Annotated in this window: 17 protein-coding genes and 1 tRNA gene; 9 read left to right on the top strand and 9 right to left on the bottom strand. The window is 57.6% G+C overall.

The window, feature by feature from the left end:
* Nucleotides 1-31 precede the first annotated feature (31 nt).
* Entirely contained in the window at nucleotides 32-268 is a 237-nt protein-coding gene (locus DXY30_RS00520; protein WP_115092913.1) for a DUF3104 domain-containing protein, read from the bottom strand.
* Nucleotides 269-451: 183 nt separating this feature from the next.
* Between DXY30_RS00520 and DXY30_RS13760 the strand changes: the two genes are divergently transcribed.
* A complete protein-coding gene (locus tag DXY30_RS13760) occupies nucleotides 452-610 on the top strand; it encodes a hypothetical protein (protein ID WP_170951066.1) in 159 nt (52 codons plus the stop codon).
* Nucleotides 611-1,079: 469 nt separating this feature from the next.
* Here the strand turns inward: DXY30_RS13760 and hemW are convergent, their stop codons facing one another.
* Nucleotides 1,080-2,291 (bottom strand): radical SAM family heme chaperone HemW, encoded by a 1,212-nt coding sequence (hemW, locus tag DXY30_RS00525; protein WP_115092914.1) that lies wholly within the window; start codon nucleotides 2,289-2,291, stop codon nucleotides 1,080-1,082.
* 39 nt (nucleotides 2,292-2,330) lie between these two features.
* Here hemW and DXY30_RS00530 point away from each other — a divergent pair, with 39 nt between their 5' ends.
* From DXY30_RS00530 to cbiB, 5 genes are all read left to right on the top strand, one after another.
* Nucleotides 2,331-3,488 carry a PIN/TRAM domain-containing protein gene (locus DXY30_RS00530; protein ID WP_115023779.1) on the top strand — a complete coding sequence of 386 codons (1,158 nt, stop codon included), beginning with the start codon at nucleotides 2,331-2,333 and terminating at the stop codon, nucleotides 3,486-3,488.
* A gap of 24 nt (nucleotides 3,489-3,512) precedes the next feature.
* Nucleotides 3,513-4,181 (top strand): ATP-dependent Clp protease proteolytic subunit, encoded by a 669-nt coding sequence (locus DXY30_RS00535; protein WP_115024307.1) that lies wholly within the window; start codon nucleotides 3,513-3,515, stop codon nucleotides 4,179-4,181.
* A 67-nt stretch (nucleotides 4,182-4,248) separates the two neighbouring features.
* Complete coding sequence (locus DXY30_RS00540) at nucleotides 4,249-4,851, top strand: ATP-dependent Clp protease proteolytic subunit (protein ID WP_115092915.1); 603 nt, start codon at nucleotides 4,249-4,251, stop codon at nucleotides 4,849-4,851.
* Between the two features lie 62 nt (nucleotides 4,852-4,913).
* Nucleotides 4,914-5,909 carry a ketol-acid reductoisomerase gene (gene ilvC, locus DXY30_RS00545; RefSeq protein ID WP_115023782.1) on the top strand — a complete coding sequence of 332 codons (996 nt, stop codon included), beginning with the start codon at nucleotides 4,914-4,916 and terminating at the stop codon, nucleotides 5,907-5,909.
* 119 nt (nucleotides 5,910-6,028) lie between these two features.
* Nucleotides 6,029-7,048, top strand: a complete 1,020-nt coding sequence (gene cbiB / locus DXY30_RS00550) for an adenosylcobinamide-phosphate synthase CbiB (RefSeq protein ID WP_244281181.1) — start codon at nucleotides 6,029-6,031, stop codon at nucleotides 7,046-7,048.
* A 21-nt stretch (nucleotides 7,049-7,069) separates the two neighbouring features.
* Here the strand turns inward: cbiB and DXY30_RS00555 are convergent, their stop codons facing one another.
* Both DXY30_RS00555 and DXY30_RS00560 read right to left on the bottom strand, forming a co-directional pair.
* Nucleotides 7,070-7,828 (bottom strand): sugar transferase, encoded by a 759-nt coding sequence (locus tag DXY30_RS00555; protein ID WP_115092917.1) that lies wholly within the window; start codon nucleotides 7,826-7,828, stop codon nucleotides 7,070-7,072.
* 31 nt (nucleotides 7,829-7,859) lie between these two features.
* Nucleotides 7,860-9,089: a glycosyltransferase gene (locus DXY30_RS00560; protein ID WP_115092918.1), complete on the bottom strand. Its 1,230-nt coding sequence runs from the start codon at nucleotides 9,087-9,089 to the stop codon at nucleotides 7,860-7,862.
* Between the two features lie 65 nt (nucleotides 9,090-9,154).
* On the opposite strand from DXY30_RS00560, the gene DXY30_RS00565 reads away from it, so the two are divergent.
* The gene (locus DXY30_RS00565; RefSeq protein ID WP_115092962.1) at nucleotides 9,155-9,430 is read left to right on the top strand and encodes a hypothetical protein; all 276 of its coding nucleotides are present in this window, start codon (nucleotides 9,155-9,157) and stop codon (nucleotides 9,428-9,430) included.
* Nucleotides 9,431-9,592: 162 nt separating this feature from the next.
* A complete protein-coding gene (locus DXY30_RS00570; RefSeq protein WP_137006753.1) occupies nucleotides 9,593-10,147 on the top strand; it encodes a hypothetical protein in 555 nt (184 codons plus the stop codon).
* A 66-nt stretch (nucleotides 10,148-10,213) separates the two neighbouring features.
* On the opposite strand, the gene DXY30_RS00575 is transcribed toward DXY30_RS00570, so the two are convergent.
* The 3 genes from DXY30_RS00575 to glyQ form a co-directional block, all read right to left on the bottom strand.
* Nucleotides 10,214-10,300 (bottom strand) — tRNA-Ser (locus DXY30_RS00575).
* 25 nt (nucleotides 10,301-10,325) lie between these two features.
* A complete protein-coding gene (locus DXY30_RS00580) occupies nucleotides 10,326-12,167 on the bottom strand; it encodes a ComEC/Rec2 family competence protein (RefSeq protein WP_244281182.1) in 1,842 nt (613 codons plus the stop codon).
* Between the two features lie 60 nt (nucleotides 12,168-12,227).
* On the bottom strand, nucleotides 12,228-13,118 hold the full coding sequence (gene glyQ, locus DXY30_RS00585) for a glycine--tRNA ligase subunit alpha (protein ID WP_115092921.1): 891 nt from the start codon (nucleotides 13,116-13,118) through the stop codon (nucleotides 12,228-12,230).
* A gap of 240 nt (nucleotides 13,119-13,358) precedes the next feature.
* On the opposite strand from glyQ, the gene DXY30_RS00590 reads away from it, so the two are divergent.
* Complete coding sequence (locus DXY30_RS00590) at nucleotides 13,359-13,889, top strand: hypothetical protein (RefSeq protein ID WP_115092922.1); 531 nt, start codon at nucleotides 13,359-13,361, stop codon at nucleotides 13,887-13,889.
* 386 nt (nucleotides 13,890-14,275) lie between these two features.
* On the opposite strand, the gene DXY30_RS13445 is transcribed toward DXY30_RS00590, so the two are convergent.
* Together DXY30_RS13445 and DXY30_RS13765 are read right to left on the bottom strand one after the other, a co-directional pair.
* Complete coding sequence (locus DXY30_RS13445; RefSeq protein ID WP_137006754.1) at nucleotides 14,276-15,076, bottom strand: hypothetical protein; 801 nt, start codon at nucleotides 15,074-15,076, stop codon at nucleotides 14,276-14,278.
* The gene (locus DXY30_RS13765; RefSeq protein ID WP_115092924.1) at nucleotides 15,042-15,344 is read right to left on the bottom strand and encodes a hypothetical protein; all 303 of its coding nucleotides are present in this window, start codon (nucleotides 15,342-15,344) and stop codon (nucleotides 15,042-15,044) included. Before DXY30_RS13765 ends, DXY30_RS13445 begins: the two co-directional genes overlap by 35 nt.
* Nucleotides 15,345-15,672: the final 328 nt, after the last annotated feature.

The raw sequence follows: 15,672 nt of genomic DNA on the forward strand, positions 1-15,672 counted from the left end.
AACCCTGGATCGACATTGAAGGTTGAGGCCCTCAGTGCCTAGTGGACCAGCAATCCATTGACCAAATCACATCTGTCACCTGATCGGCGTTGATCCATGTGATGACGCTGGTATCGACATCAGCCTCCTGAAACAGGAAGATCAGCCGCCCCATCCACCAGTCCCCCTGCTCAACATGATCGCCGCCAACGAGCAAGAAGTGCCGGCGAAGGACGCGGAGCAAGAGGGCTACAAGCTTGACGACGAGGTTGCTGGGATCCACGAACACCGAACCCCTTTAGTACGCCCATACAAACAGCCACGACTCATGGGGCCGGTGGCAACGGTCATCCGTACCTCCGTTGCCTGCTCTCGATTTTTAAGATCCAAGGGTCTGACAGCTGAGCTGCAACCAGACAGTTGAACCATCTCTGGTTCTGAGGGGTTCCGGAGATTTTTTATTTGCTTTCCCATGGATCAAGCTGAAATCAACAATTGGATATCCATCGCGGAGAGCATGGAAGCCAAGGGCGATACGGAGAGCTGGTTTTACCTTCGCGCTCGCGCAATTGCTGACGGCAAGGCGGATCCCATGCCCAATATTTCAGAGTTGATGGGTGATCCAGCTTGATCTGCCTGACCAGATGATGCATTGCAATGCCAGGCAAAAGATGTGCACTAGTCGAAATTTTTTCTAGTGGAACCAACTCTCGTTGATCCCGACCTGATCACCTATCACTGATATGAGACTGCTATTGAGACCTGGCTCGGCCGACTTAAGCGTTTGGGGAGACGCGGGCGAGGGAACCCGCGAACATTCCGTCTCCCAAGGGCTTGCAGTGGTGCTCGCGCCCCATTTATCTTCACAGCCAACTTGAGGAGATTTGGCTAGTGATTAATGCCTAATTTGGTGCATTTGATACCCAGCGAGGGGTCGCCTGTCAGCGAAGATTGTTTCGAAGGCAGTGGTGCCTTCAATACGTCGTTTGGGGGTGGGCTGAGGGGCCTACCTCTTTTTTTTGGCATGCTCCGCGAAGTTGTCATTCAGACGTGTCTCGCCCAAGTCGCTGATACCAGTCGCGACAGCAGCCTCTTGTTCATCAGCTCAATGGATATGACTGACTTTTGGCCTTAGCAGTCCTCTCCGAAACCTCTTCCCACCACAGAATCACCTCAATCAGCACCTGATTGCTGACAGCCATTCCTTCGGGATCGGTGAGGCACCAACGCCCTGCCCGCTGCTGCAGCCATCCACGCTCAACGAACGGCTGCCAGCGATGGACCAGTGCATCGGCATCAAAGCCATGCAGCGTCACCCCTTCCCGGCGCCGCAGCCCCACCAACAATTGGTCATCCAGTGGAAGACCAACCTCGGCGACGTTTTCCTCAGGACCGCTGTCGAGCCATGCCGCGTAGGCAGCCCGTGTGCGTGGTCGCGCCAAGCGCTCCCCCCAGGGCGCTGATGTCGCTCCCATTCCAAATCCCCACCAACCGGCACCGCTCCAATACACCCGGTTGTGACGTGAGGCATGGCCAGGCCGGGCATGGTTGGAAATCTCGTAACGGCTGAGGCCTGCAGCAGCCAGCCGATGCGTGGTTAGGTCCATCAGCGCAACGGCGAGGTCGTCATCCGGAAGTTTCAGCGCGCCAAGCGTGCGTTGACGATCAAACACGGTGCCCGGTTCCACCGAAAGGTCGTAGATCGAGAGATGGGGGGCCTGACTGGCAATGGCCTGATCCAACTGCTCCTCCCACGCGGCCACGGTCTGACCTGGCAGGTTCTGAATGAGGTCGAGACTCCAGGACTGGAGGACTCCGTCGCGCCTGGCCTGCACCAGCCAGTCGATCGACGCCTGAAGGTCGTGCTGCCGATGCCGCCGCCCCAGCTGTTCGAGCACCGAGTCGTCAAAGCTCTGCCCTCCCAAGCTGATGCGATTCACCCCAAGGGAGAGAACCGCAGACAGCTGCGCGCAGTCAAAGGTGGCCGGATCCATTTCCAGGGTGATTTCCGCACCGGGCTGAAGCCCGAACTTTTCCGCCAAGGCGTCGAGCAATGCAGCGATCTGATCCGGACACAAGAGCGATGGCGTCCCGCCACCGATGTAGACCGTGGACAGGGGCGGACCGACTGGGGCAGAAGCGATTTCGCGATGTAGAAGGCTCAGGTACTCGCGGATGGAGCGACTGCCAGGCCCCTGGTCGGCACGGGCTTGATCCCCCAAGGGAACAACCGCGAAATCGCAGTAGAAACAGCGCCGGTGGCAGAAGGGAATATGGAGATAGGCGCTGCGGGGAGGGATGGGATAGGGCATGCTTCTGGCATCTGGATTGAGCTACCACGACCTGAACCCATGGTGGATCCGCTCATCCTTCTTCTGTTTGTGGTCTCCGGTGCAGCCGCCGGATGGATGGGAGTTCATCTGCTTCCGGACGGACTGGTCACCGAAACCACTGATGCCGAACGGCTCCGGCTGATTCTCAGCGGGTCGGGAGGCGGCATCGGAGTCATTGCCGGCTTGGTGTTTCAAAGGCTCCGGGTGCGCTTGATGCAGCAAGTGCGCACCATGCCCACCGATCTTTTGGTGAGCCGGGCTGTCGGCCTGATCCTCGGGCTACTGGTCGCCAATCTGCTGCTGTTGCCCGTTCTACTGCTTCCGTTCTCCGGGGGAATTGCCCTGCTCAAACCGCTGCTAGCAGTGGTGAGCAATGTCTTTTTCGGGATTCTGGGAAGCAACCTGGCGGAGGTGCATGGCCGCACGCTGCTGCGCCTGTTCAATCCCGCCAGCACGGAAGCCCTGCTGGTGGCCGATGGGGTGCTCACCCCAGCCACGGCCAAGATCCTCGATACCAGCGTGATCATCGATGGTCGGATCCGCGGAATGCTTGCGTGCGGCTTGCTGGAAGGGCAGGTGATCGTCGCTGAATCAGTCATCGATGAAATGCAGCAGCTGTCGGATTCCACCAATGTTGAGAAACGGGCCAAGGGCCGGCGCGGATTGAAGCTGCTGAAAGATCTACGGGAGACCTACGGGCGACGGCTTGTGATCAACAGCACCCGTTACGACGGGAAGGGAACGGACGACCGTCTGCTGCAACTGGCCTCTGACACGGGCGGAACCCTGGTAACCGCAGACTTCAACCTGGCGCAGGTCGCCCAGGTGAAAGAACTGAAGGTGATGAATCTGAGTGAGCTGGTGATCGCGTTGCGGCCTGAGGTGCAACCCGGCGATGAACTCAAACTCAAGATCGTGCGTGAGGGCAAGGAGGAGAGCCAGGGCGTCGGCTACCTCGACGACGGAACGATGGTGGTGGTCAACGATGCAAAATCGCTGATCGGCCAACGCAAGCCTGTGGTGGTGACCGGTGCCCTGCAAACGCCAACGGGTCGGATGGTGTTCGCCCGTCTGGACTCCAAAGATGCAACAACCGACACCAAGACTTCAACCAAATCGAAAAGTCAGGGAAAACCGGCCAAAACCAGCCACCGCAAGCCCGCTGACCCCGGCTAGGCTCGCCTCACCGCGATGGTGGAGATGACAACTTCGGCCCCGTACTACGGCGACAGCGCCGTGATGCGCACACCACCTCCCGACCTTCCGTCCCTCCTGCTCAAAGAGCGGATCGTGTACTTGGGCTTGCCCTTGTTCTCTGACGACGATGCGAAGCGTCAGATGGGAATCGATGTCACTGAGCTGATCATTGCGCAGCTGCTCTTTCTGGAATTCGACAACCCAGAAAAACCGATTTACTTCTATATCAACTCCACGGGAACCAGCTGGTACTCAGGAGAAGCGATCGGCTTTGAGACCGAAGCCTTCGCCATCTGCGACACCCTCCGCTATGTCAAACCCCCGGTGCACACCATCTGCATTGGTCAAGCCATGGGTACGGCAGCGGTGATCCTTTCAGCAGGAACAAAAGGCCAACGGGCTGCTCTGCCCCACTCCTCCATCGTTCTGCACCAGCCCCGCAGCGGTGCCCGCGGCCAAGCTACGGACATCCAGATCCGGGCCAAGGAAGTGCTGCACAACAAGCAGGCCATGCTTGAAATCCTTTCCACCAACACCGGAAGATCCGTGGAGGAGCTGAGTAAGGACTCCGACCGGATGAGCTACCTGACACCCCAACAAGCCGTCGAGTACGGACTCATCGACCGCGTGCTCAGTAGCCGCAAAGAACTGCCCGGCAATACCTCCGTCTAACCAGCGGCGTCTGACCAGCGGCGTCTGATCCGCCTCACTTGCACTTCTCTTTTCAACGTCCTGAACCATGCCGATCGGTACTCCCAGCGTTCCTTACCGCCTCCCAGGCAGCCAGATGGAGCGCTGGGTCGACATTTACACCCGTCTTGGGGTGGAGCGGATCCTCTTCCTTGGCTCTGAAGTCAATGACGGCATCGCCAACAGCCTCGTGGCCCAGATGCTCTATCTCGACTCGGAAGACAGCAGCAAGCCGATTTACCTGTACATCAACTCCCCCGGCGGCTCCGTCACAGCTGGACTAGCGATCTACGACACCATTCAGTACGTCAAAAGCGAAGTCGTCACCATCTGCGTCGGCCTCGCCGCATCCATGGGTGCCTTCCTCCTGGCGGCCGGAACGAAGGGCAAACGTGTCGCTTTGCCCCACAGCAGGATCATGATTCACCAGCCCCTTGGCGGCACCAGCCGGCGCCAGGCCAGTGACATCGAAATCGAGGCGCGCGAGATCCTGCGGATGAAGGAGATGCTCAACCAATCCTTGGCCGAGATGAGTGGGCAGAGTTTCGAAAAAATCGAAAAAGATACCGACAGGGACTACTTCCTCAGCGCCGAGGAAGCCAAGGAGTACGGGCTCATCGACCGCGTGATCTCACATCCCAACGAAGCCTGATTGGTACGGGGCAGGCCGCTGCGTAAGCTCGTCCACTGCACTGTTGCGCAAGCCCGCCCCGGATGGCCCAGCTTTTCTACGACTCCGACGCCGATCTCGGTCTGCTGAACGGCAAGACCGTGGCCATCATTGGTTATGGCTCCCAGGGTCATGCCCACGCCCTGAACTTGAAGGACTCAGGGGTCGATGTGGTTGTGGGCCTTTATGACGGCAGCCGGTCGGCCGAGAAAGCCAAAGCCGATGGACTTGAGGTTCTGAGCGTGGCCGATGCCTCGGCCAAGGCCGACTGGATCATGGTCTTGCTGCCTGACGAGTTCCAGAAGGACGTCTACGAGAAAGAAATCGCACCCCACCTCAATGCAGGCAAGGTGCTTAGCTTCGCTCACGGCTTCAACATCCGCTTCGAGCTGATCAAACCCCCTGCCGATGTGGACGTGGTGATGATCGCCCCGAAGGGCCCTGGACACACCGTGCGCTGGGAATATCAGAACGGTCAGGGCGTTCCTGCCCTGTTCGCGATCGAACAAGACGCGTCCGGTAACGCACGGGGCCTGGCCATGGCCTACGCCAAAGGCATCGGCGGGACCCGTGCCGGCATCCTGGAAACCAACTTCAAGGAAGAGACCGAAACAGATTTGTTCGGTGAGCAGGCTGTGCTCTGCGGCGGTCTGTCCGAGCTGGTCAAGGCAGGCTTCGAAACCCTTGTGGAAGCTGGATACCAGCCCGAACTGGCTTACTTCGAGTGCATGCACGAGGTGAAGCTGATCGTGGATCTGATGGTGAAGGGAGGACTGACCTCCATGCGCGATTCGATCTCCAACACCGCGGAATACGGCGACTACGTCAGCGGCCCCCGGCTGATCACCGCCGACACCAAAGCCGAGATGAAACGCGTTTTGGCTGACATCCAGGACGGCACCTTCGCCAAGAACTTCGTGGCTGAGTGCGAAGCCGGCAAGCCCGAAATGAAAAAGGTGCGCGACCGTGATGCACAGCATCCGATTGAGAAAGTGGGCAAGGGACTCCGCTCGATGTTCAGCTGGTTGAAGGACGCCTGATTCAGCGCGAACACTGAACGCCCGGTGGGATCTCACTCCAGCACTCACCACACCCCCCGCTCTGCTGCCTTTTCGGTAGTGAGCGGGGATTTTTGTTGGCTCCTGAGCGGTCCCCTCCAATGAACTCAGGAGCGATGGGAAGCCTGCTGATCCTCGGGGCAGCCCTCTTGGATCAGCTGATCGGTGACCCGAGCCGGATGCTCCATCCCGTGGTTGTGATGGGCTGGTGCATCCGGCAGCTGCGGTGCAGGGTCGAGCAATGGGCGGGGGAGCATCCCATCAAGCTGCGCTTCGGGGGAGGACTGATCACCTTGATCCTGGTGCCTGGCAGCGCCCTTGCGGGCTGGTGCGTGGAGCGCCTGCTCTGGCTTCCCTCCCCATGGCAGTGGCTTGGCATCGCAGTTGTGACCCTGAGCCTTGCCAGCGCCCTGGCGGCCCGCAGCCTGACGGACAGCGTGCTGGCGGTGCTGAACGCCCTTCCGCCATCGGCAGATGGCAACCTCGAACCGGCACGCCAGAAGTTGGGCTGGATCGTTGGACGAGACGTGCAGAACTTGGATCAAACTGGGCTGCTCCGAGCTGCAGCCGAAACAGCTTCAGAAAATGCGGTGGATGGCGTGTTCGCACCGTTGTTCTGGATGGGCATTGGTGCGTTGCTCTGGATGGGCATGCCCTCAGGCCCAGGACCACTTGCTCTGGCCTGGGCCTTCAAGGCCAGCAGCACGCTCGATTCCATGCTCGGCTATCGCACGGGTCGCCTGCGCTGGCTGGGAACGGCGGGCGCACGCCTTGATGATCTGCTCACCTGGCTGCCCTGCCGTCTGGTCATGCTGACGTTGCCCCTCGTCTGTCCTCCATGGACGCGCTGGGCGCAACGGGTGCAGTTAGCAGAACTGGATGGAGCGGCAGACCCATCACCCAATGCAGGTCGCTCAGAAGCGATTTATGCCCACTGCATCGGGATCCAACTTGGCGGGGAAAACCGTTATGGAGAGCGCCGGGTTCTGAAACCGGTGCTTGGGGCTGGCCAGCCAACGGCCAAGGTGCACCTCGTCAGATGTGTGCTCAACGCATCAGGGCGTCTTGAAACCCTCTGGCTGAGTGCTTTTGTGATCAGCCAGCTGGTGATCACTCTCTAAACCCCTTTCAGCAGGAATCAATCAATAAGCGCCCCGATCCATCGGCAGAAGCAACACACCAAACGTGCGCAGGATGATGGCGAGATCCAGGCTGAACGAACGACCACGCGCATAGGCAAGGTCGAGCTTGACGCGTTTCTTGTAGCTCAGATTGTTACGACCGCTCACCTGCCACAGCCCCGTCAAGCCTGGACGAACTGAAGCAACTTCATCCATGTATGGGCCATAACGGCCGAGTTCCTGATCAACGATGGGGCGAGGGCCAACCACACTCATCTCACCGCACAGGACATTCAGAAACTGCGGCAGCTCATCGAGACTCGAACGGCGCAGGAAACGACCCAAGGGAGTAATCCGGGGATCACGCTTCAGCTTGAAGTCACGCTCAAACTCAGCCCGCAGCGATGGATCCGCCTCCAGAACGCGGGCCAAAACAGCATCGGCATCGGCGCGCATGGTGCGGAACTTGATGCAACCGAAACGTTGGTAACCCCGGCCCACCCGACGCTGGGTGTAGAACACCGGGCCGGGCGAACTGAGCTTGACCAAGCCAGCCAGGAGCAGCAGCACTGGGGAGCCAAGGCCGAGAACGGCCAGAGAAAAAACGATGTCTCCAGTGCGCTTGAACACTCGGCCCCACCGGTTCTGATGGCGAATCAGAGCGACAGCCGGCAGAGCCGAGGGGGGAGCTGAGATCAGCGCAAGATGGGGCTTGTACTTGCCGCGGCGCGCAGTACGTCCTGCTGTCTGAAGCAAAGAGGGCCGAGAGGCCGAGGTCAAAGGCTCAACCTGGGACTCACCACACTCAACGTCACAGGCGCAGTCCTGGCATCTCCGCGGGGTCACTCGCTGCAACGTCACAGCCACGTCGATGGGCCCGCCAGGCCGTTTGCAGAGCAGATTCAAAACGTGCGGCGAATGCTTCTGGCCTAAAGCGCTCGGCCCACTGACGGATGGCTTCCGAATCGAGAGAACGCCAGATCCGATCTTGCTCAAACCATTCCACGGCCTCTACCAGCGACTCGACGGTCTGCTCGGGGAAGAGCACCCCTGTGGGCTCCCTCACCCCGGCCGCTGCACAACGCACCGTGTCCAACAAACCACCACGCCCCAAGCCGATCACCGGAGCGCCAGCGGCCATCGCTTCAACAGGAGCAATACCGAAATCCTCAAGCCCGGCATAGACAAACCCGCGACATCGAGACATGAGCTCCTCAACCTGTGGCCCGGACTGGCGGCCCAGCAAGGTGACGGTTGGCCCTGCCAGGGCCTCCAGCCGCGCACGCTCCGGCCCGTCCCCGACCACAAGGAGCGGCAGCCCCAACCGGTTAAAGGCTTCCACCACCAAATCCACCCGCTTGTAAGGGACCAAACGGCACAAGCAGAGGTAAACATCGTCCCGAGCTGCATCCCAGCGAAAACGATTCACCTCCACGGGGGGATGGATCACGCTGGCTTCCCGCCCCCAATACTTGCGAATGCGGCGTGCTGTGAAACGGGAATTGGCAATCAGGTGATCCACACGCTGAGCACTGAGTTGATCCCACTGGCGCAGGGCATGCAGCTGCCAGCGAATCAAGGGCCCGAGGCCGCGCCGCGCCAGCGCCGAGCGCTGCAGATAAGCGTGCATCTGATCCCAGGCGTAACGAACCGGTGTATGCACATAACTGATGTGCAACTGCTCCGGCCCGGTCAGCACACCTTTGGCCACCAGGTGACTGCTGCTGATCACCAGCTCAGCTGCGCCGAGATCGATCTGTTCCACAGCAAAAGGCAACAGAGGCAGGTACTGCTGCACATGGCTGCGACCCCAGGGAAGGCCTTGAATCGGGCTAGTCAAGACAGATCGGCCGTGCAACCAACTGCCAGACCGGCAGGATTCGGCATCAATGAGGGCGGCCAGCTGTGGCTCGCAACCGCGGCTTTGCAGCAGGGAATCGATCGCCTCAACAACACGCTCAGCTCCACCGACCGAGCGTGGTGAGAACCACTCGTGAACCAGAGCGATCCGCTGCGGGAATTGGTCTGAAGCCGAGGGCATCCAGCCGGAATGATGCGAACGATACGAAGTCTCTCAGCTGATTGCAGGACCCTGCCGAGGTCACGATGCTGGTCCACATGTCCAGGTCCAGCACGAACCTCACCATCAACATCCTCCTGGAGGAGGCGTTGAACGAACCGGACATCGGCACGACGAGCCGGTTCCGTTGGCATGCAACAGCAGTGGGGATCGCTGCGCTCTGCATTGACAGTGCTCCACCATCAACACCCCCATTTGAGGATGCACTCAAGGAGGGGCTCAATGTGGGCCTCGATCTCAGCCGAGAGGAACGAGAGTTCCATCAAGTGGAACAGGGATTGGTGCTCTTGTTCCACTCCTAGAAAGACCAACTGGAGCCATCTCGAGGAGTTGCAGCAAAGCAACGCCAAATTCACCGGAAGTCTTCAGAGAGGGAAAGACAGCCTCAGACATGCAGAATTGCAGCCGGCGAGAGGGCATAGGACGCCATGAGACCTAAGACCAAGGGGCGGCGCGCTCGTCACGTGATCGTGATCGCAGGTGCATCGGGCTCCGGCAAAACGCAGTTGATCCGAAAGATGAGCCAGCCGCCACATGATCCATTCACTTTAAAGGTGCTGAAACACCTGGACTGCGATCCAAATCAACGCCTAAAACGCTCCACCGTTGAACGCATGCAGCGGCTGATGAATCCAGACAATTTCAAGAAACAAAAAACACGAAAGTTGAAATACTGCCTACTGCTTCACATCGACCTGACCAGCGTTAACCACGACAGCAACTTGAAGCTATTGCGGCAGATTTCAACGCGCGCCAAACGCCTCGACATCATCACTCTCTACACCTCACCCAAAGAATGGCGCCAACGAATCCTTGATCGCCTCCACACCGATAACGAGCCATCCTTGCGAGCAGCATTGATAGCTCTTTTAGGGAAACTAAGCAGCAATTTATCTGATTTCTTGTATCACAGGGAATACAAGAAGTGGCTCAAAACGATCCAAGAATACGACATCCAGATGAACTGCATTGCCAATACATTTGAAGAATCTCTTTTAGAATCCATACCGCCTCATTGAAAAATATTTTTTAAGATATAGAGCGATTCACAAATTTCACAACTGCTCTACGACAACCAATAAAAACGGAGAGGGTGGGATTCGAACCCACGAGGGTGTTACCCCTACACGATTTCGAGTCGTGCGCGATCAACCGGACTCTGCCACCTCTCCACACGTCCGAGGACGTGCAGGAACTTTAAAGGCCAATGAACCGCGAGCCAGCCCAATGCTGCAGAAGCCAACGGCGCTGCGGTGCAGAAGGCTTGAAGCCAAGCCATATGCCGGTGAAAACGTGCTGGGGGCCTGAACGCTGTTGCCCCTGCTGACCCCACAACGCCTGAGGCCTGGGCAGCAACTGCCAGCGCTGCCATCCCGCCCGCAACACCAGTGATCCAATGCGGTGCTGCGAGCGGTGCACCGACAAGCCATCACTCCGCAGCATCTTGCCTTTAGCGATTGGAGGGCGACCCTGCTGAGGAGCCTCGACGCGGTGTGCCAGCTGTTGCCAACAGGGGAGCACATCCGTGGCCACGGGATCCAACAACATCACCCAATCCAGGCGGGAGTGACCATGCACCGTGGCCATCCGTTGCGCCATCCGGCAACTCCGATCATCGCCATGGGTGCTCACCAAAGCAGCACGCCCGCGATGTCGAGCCAGCAACCAGTGGCGACCAAAATGCTCGACCGCCACGAGGCCATCGGAGAGCTGCAACGAGCCGTGGGCCAGCAAGGCAGTTGCCATTGGGAGCAGGGCCCAGCGCCGGCTCCAAGCACTTGCCCTCAGCAGCCAGGGCAACAAGCCCACAACCAGCAGCGCAACAACCCACCCCTGGGGGCGCCCAGTGAGCAGTTGGGCTCCAGGCCATTGACTGATCCAAATCGAGATGGCCATCACCAGCCCCGCCATCTGCTGCACCGGCCACAGCAGCAGGGGCAGAACGGACGGAGGCAACACCAACGCCAACAGCGCCGACAACATGGCCAGCAATGTCAGAGGTGCCAGCAGCGGAGCAACCAGAAGATTGGCGAGCAAGGCGTAAAGCGGCATCGCACCGAAGTGCAGCAACTGCAGGGGCAGCGTCCAGAGAAGAGCCGCGATGGGGATGGAGAGCGCCGAGGCCACGCCGCGACAGTGATCAGGCAGGCAACCTTGAACAGCCTGCTCCAGGCGTGGAGCCGTAAGGATCAATCCAGCGGTTGCTGCTGCACTGAGTTGAAAGCCGATTGACAGGGCCCAGCCAGGCCGAAACAGCAGCATGCCGCTGAGTGTCAGCAGAAGCACGCCGAGCGGACGGCTGTGATGGCCTGACTCGCGAATCAGCAAGGCGATCGCAGCCATCAGCACCGCCCGCACCACTGATGGCTGGGCCCCGGCAAGACAGACAAACAGCAGCAGCGAAAGGCCAGCCAAAGGAAGCCTCAGGCAAGGGGCCCAATGGCGGGCAAGCATCAGGACACTGCCCAGCAGCACTGACAAGTGAAAACCCGATGCAGCGAGCGCATGGGACAAGCCGGCAACGCGGAACGCTTGTCGCACGTCTTCGGGGAGCTGCACCTGGGCGCTGCCTAGAACCAGGGCGGACAGGAAGCCGCCCCGCCACGGCCCTACGGCCTGCTGAAGCCGCTGGGCAACATCACGCCTCAGATCAACCAAAGGTGTCGATGGACGCCGCAGGACCTCGATGCTGTCGAGCCTGAGTCGACTCCAACTGCCTTGGCGGGCCAGACGCTCCGCCGATCCCGGCAACAATGGGTGCGCACCAGGTATCGGACGCCGCAGAACCCCAGTTGCATGGACGTGCCAGCCCTGGAGCAACGGAGAAGCGCAGTTAGGGAGCTGCAACTCAGTGCGACCCCTGGCCCGGTGGCCCTCAACCCGATCCACCTCCAGCAGAACAGCACACCCCCAGCTGAAACGCCGCACGTCGGCGACCAATCGACCACTGATCACCACCGCTGCTGGCGGCGTCTGAATCAGGCGAGACGGATCAGATGGACTCGGCGTCGGCGCTCCCCACAGCACTCCTCGAAGCACGAGGAGTACCAGAAGGCAGAGGGCAACGCCATCAACGGAAAGACGTCGACTCAGAAACCATTACGCCGCTGTCTCGAGAGTTCCCCCCTCCAACAACGGAAAGCCCAGGGCCTCCCGTTCCGCCAGCCAGCCCTCGGCCACCTTGCGGGCCAGGTTGCGGATACGACCGATGGTGGCCGTGCGTTCGGTCACGGAAATCACGCCACGGGCTTCCAGCAGGTTGAAGGTGTGGCTGCACTTCAGGACGAAATCCAGAGCCGGTGCCGGCAACTCCTTCTCGATCAGATCGGCGGCTTCAGCCTCATAGATGGCAAACAACTGCTTTAGCCGCTCCGGGTTGGAAGCCTCAAAGTTGAAATGGCACTGGCCCTTTTCAAACGGCAACCAGATTTCGCCATAGCTGCGCTTGCCGTTCCAGCTCAGATCCCAGATGCTTTCAACGTCCTGGAGGTACATGGCCAGCCGTTCCAGGCCGTAGGTGATCTCAATCGAAACCGGCTTGCAGTCAATGCCGCCGCATTGCTGGAAATAGGTGAACTGGGTGACCTCCATGCCATCGAGCCAGACTTCCCAGCCCACGCCCCATGCCCCGAGGGTGGGGGATTCCCAGTTGTCTTCGACGAAACGGATGTCGTGATCAGCAGCCTTGATTCCCAGAGCCTCGAGCGACGCCAGATAGATCTCCTGAATGCCATCAGGAGACGGCTTGATCAGCACCTGGTACTGGAAGTAGTGCTGAGCCCGGTTGGGGTTGTCGCCATATCGGCCGTCGGTGGGGCGGCGACAGGGTTCGGGATAGGCCACGGACCAGGGTTCGGGGCCAATGGCACGAAGCACCGTGTGGGGGCTCATGGTGCCGGCCCCCTTCTCCGTGTCGTAGGGCTGCAACAGCAAACACCCCTGGTCCGCCCAGAACCGATTGAGCGTGCTGATGATGTCCTGGAAATGCACTAGTGACTCCTGTTCCCGTACTGACTGGGTTTTGGGTGGTTAGGTGCGTTGACACCTTGTAGACACACCACCGAAAACACTGGGGTTCTGGGGGGTCGTTGACACGGACGTTGACACGCAACATCCATGAACAGACATTTTCCCAAATGGAGGTCGTGTCAACGGGGTAGGACCCTCAACCGACACGACATCTCTGGACTGAAACCGAAGAGACGGACTTGTCGTCGATCTGGAAACGAGGTGATCCTTGAACCACCCGAGAAGGAAGGGAGTGCGGTGATGAGGGTGTTTATCGGGATTGGACTGGGTATCGCCCTCTTCTCCATCCCACAGACCCATGCAGAACCACTCCCACTGGGCTGTGAACTGACCAGTGAGGAGGTCCCATCAATCAAGGTTCTCTTGACTGAACGCACTTATGTCTCCCTCAAGGGAGTGTTGGTCCAGGACGGGAAGACCCTGGGGACATTCCAGACAGGTCAATCCAATGGGTACGGAAGTGTCTGGTGGTCCTTCGAGGACGGGACCAACGAGAAATATGGAACCTCAGTCCTCTTCAAGGACGATCAACACTGGAACCCACATCGACGCATCCCACGTCCATCAGAGACGAACAGGGTTCTGTTTGTCGGGTTTGCACCTGCACTTTGGTACTGGGAAAACCCATCAACACCTGGTTCCTACAGAGAGAACAGAGACCTCATCAAGTCTTCTGCGGGGTTCTGGTCCATCTCTGACCGATGTCTTGGTGGTCGGATTGTTCGCGGATGAACGGGACTTTGGACCTGATCAACGAATTTGAGACAGGGAATGCGACTCAGAAGACACATACACGCGACACAATGAATCGGTCGAATCGAGACAAAGACACTATTCCCCGCCAGAGACATATCTATAAAGACCCTCGCCAAACCAGATCAAAGGAATATCATTCGTTCTTTGGGAAAAAATCAGACCACTCTGCAAAAGTTTGACTCCTTATCCCATCAACTCAGACGATCCAGGATAGGAACATTGGATTACCTGATCACTCACTATGAATGGTTTCAGAACAACCGTAGTGAGGTAGTCAGATGAATATCACCATTCGACTGACCAAAGTTGAGTATGAGATGCTGAAGGAACTTCAGAAGAGAGACAAGAGGTACAGGAAAGGATTAGAGGACAAGGTCACTTCCATCAGGTGCTGGAAGTCCGTTTTCCTCCCTCCACTGCAGGACAAACTGTTTCCACCTTTCAAGGAACTTGGCAGTCCGACAAGGAACCTCCCTAGGGACCTTTGTTTTTGTTTTCCGAATATCCAAAATCGCAATGGGTTCATCTTCTACATCCTTCTTCAATCTCTCTGACCACCTGGTCTGAGGAACGATGTCCACATCATTCCAGGTGAGTCCTCTATCAATAACCTCTTGCCTCTTGTCATACCTGCCACAGAGTTCTGTAGGACGCACTCCTGAATTATATGCAACCAGAAGATAGTGACGAAAACACATCCTCCAATAATGAACAGAAGGTCTGTTAACACCCTTTGCATCTTTCTTAGACCACTGCTCCATCCATCTCCATACCTTTTCCCAATCTTTGAAAGGTATTGGTGGGTTTGCAGACAGGTCGTCAAGTTCCAGAACCTTAGTCTTGATGCGGGGTTTTCGGGTTACATACCCTTTAGGAATTAAATAGTTATTATACCATTCATTGATAAGTCCAATCTCACTATTAACGGTTCCATCTGTTGGTGGTTTTCTTTGACCTGCATTTGGACCACCATAGAACTTCCAACCCTCAGTCATTCTCCAAAACCGATACTCATCAAAAGTATCTGGTTGAAGGTCAGTAATTTTTTTAACACCTTTGGTTGCAAAGTAGTTTTTCAAACCATTTTGAAAAAGTGACCGTTTACTTCTCCAGGTCACTTCTTTAATCTCACCAGTGACGACACGTTGAAAACTTTTTTTCAATCCAGTCGTCCATCAACCACTGAACAGTCTTTGCAATAATACTTCCCCCATCCTGTTCAATATTTCTGAGTTTCAGATATTCCTCTAGACCTCTTTCCTCAGCAAGAGATTTGTCTTCAGTCTTGAGTGAACGTTTTATGTAAGTTCTTTTTTGTGAACCTGTGGACGGAACGTAATACCTGAAATACCAACTGTTGGGTCGGTGAGCAAATCTCACCAACTCAAACTTCCCGTTCATCATCGGGACCTTCTCAACGACAGCACCCATCAGTTCCCCTCTCTGCAAGAGACGGACCAGGTCCCTGTTGTGTCAACGCAGTGGAAGTGGAGTCCCAAGTCCTCGGTTCCTTGACCTACCAGAACATCAACCTATCGTTGACACACTGTTGACACACTGTTGACACAACCCTTCTGACAGGGGCAAAAGCGCAGCAAACACAGGACCTGAGTCATCACTCAACTTCTGGCCTGGAAGTATGTGCCTGACTTGCCTGTCATCTGCAAATTACCTTGAAACCGTTGATGTGACTAGCCCCTAAAAGGGAAGCCAGAGATAAAGGATGAAGACATCAGCTGCTTTAACTTTGCTACAACAA

Source organism: Synechococcus sp. UW106 (assembly GCF_900474015.1).
GTDB lineage: Bacteria > Cyanobacteriota > Cyanobacteriia > PCC-6307 > Cyanobiaceae > Parasynechococcus.

Excerpts from the sequence above, each read along its gene's own strand:
- DXY30_RS00535 (WP_115024307.1), top strand. The coding sequence starts at position 3,513 with ATGACAACTTCGGCCCCGTACTACGGCGACAGCGCCGTGATGCGCACA.
- hemW (WP_115092914.1), bottom strand. The coding sequence starts at position 2,291 with ATGCCCTATCCCATCCCTCCCCGCAGCGCCTATCTCCATATTCCCTTC.
- ilvC (WP_115023782.1), top strand. The coding sequence starts at position 4,914 with ATGGCCCAGCTTTTCTACGACTCCGACGCCGATCTCGGTCTGCTGAAC.
- DXY30_RS00565 (WP_115092962.1), top strand. The coding sequence starts at position 9,155 with ATGCTGGTCCACATGTCCAGGTCCAGCACGAACCTCACCATCAACATC.
- DXY30_RS13765 (WP_115092924.1), bottom strand. The coding sequence starts at position 15,344 with ATGGGTGCTGTCGTTGAGAAGGTCCCGATGATGAACGGGAAGTTTGAG.
- DXY30_RS13760 (WP_170951066.1), top strand. The coding sequence starts at position 452 with ATGGATCAAGCTGAAATCAACAATTGGATATCCATCGCGGAGAGCATG.
- DXY30_RS00540 (WP_115092915.1), top strand. The coding sequence starts at position 4,249 with ATGCCGATCGGTACTCCCAGCGTTCCTTACCGCCTCCCAGGCAGCCAG.
- DXY30_RS00560 (WP_115092918.1), bottom strand. The coding sequence starts at position 9,089 with ATGCCCTCGGCTTCAGACCAATTCCCGCAGCGGATCGCTCTGGTTCAC.
- DXY30_RS00530 (WP_115023779.1), top strand. The coding sequence starts at position 2,331 with ATGGTGGATCCGCTCATCCTTCTTCTGTTTGTGGTCTCCGGTGCAGCC.
- cbiB (WP_244281181.1), top strand. The coding sequence starts at position 6,029 with ATGAACTCAGGAGCGATGGGAAGCCTGCTGATCCTCGGGGCAGCCCTC.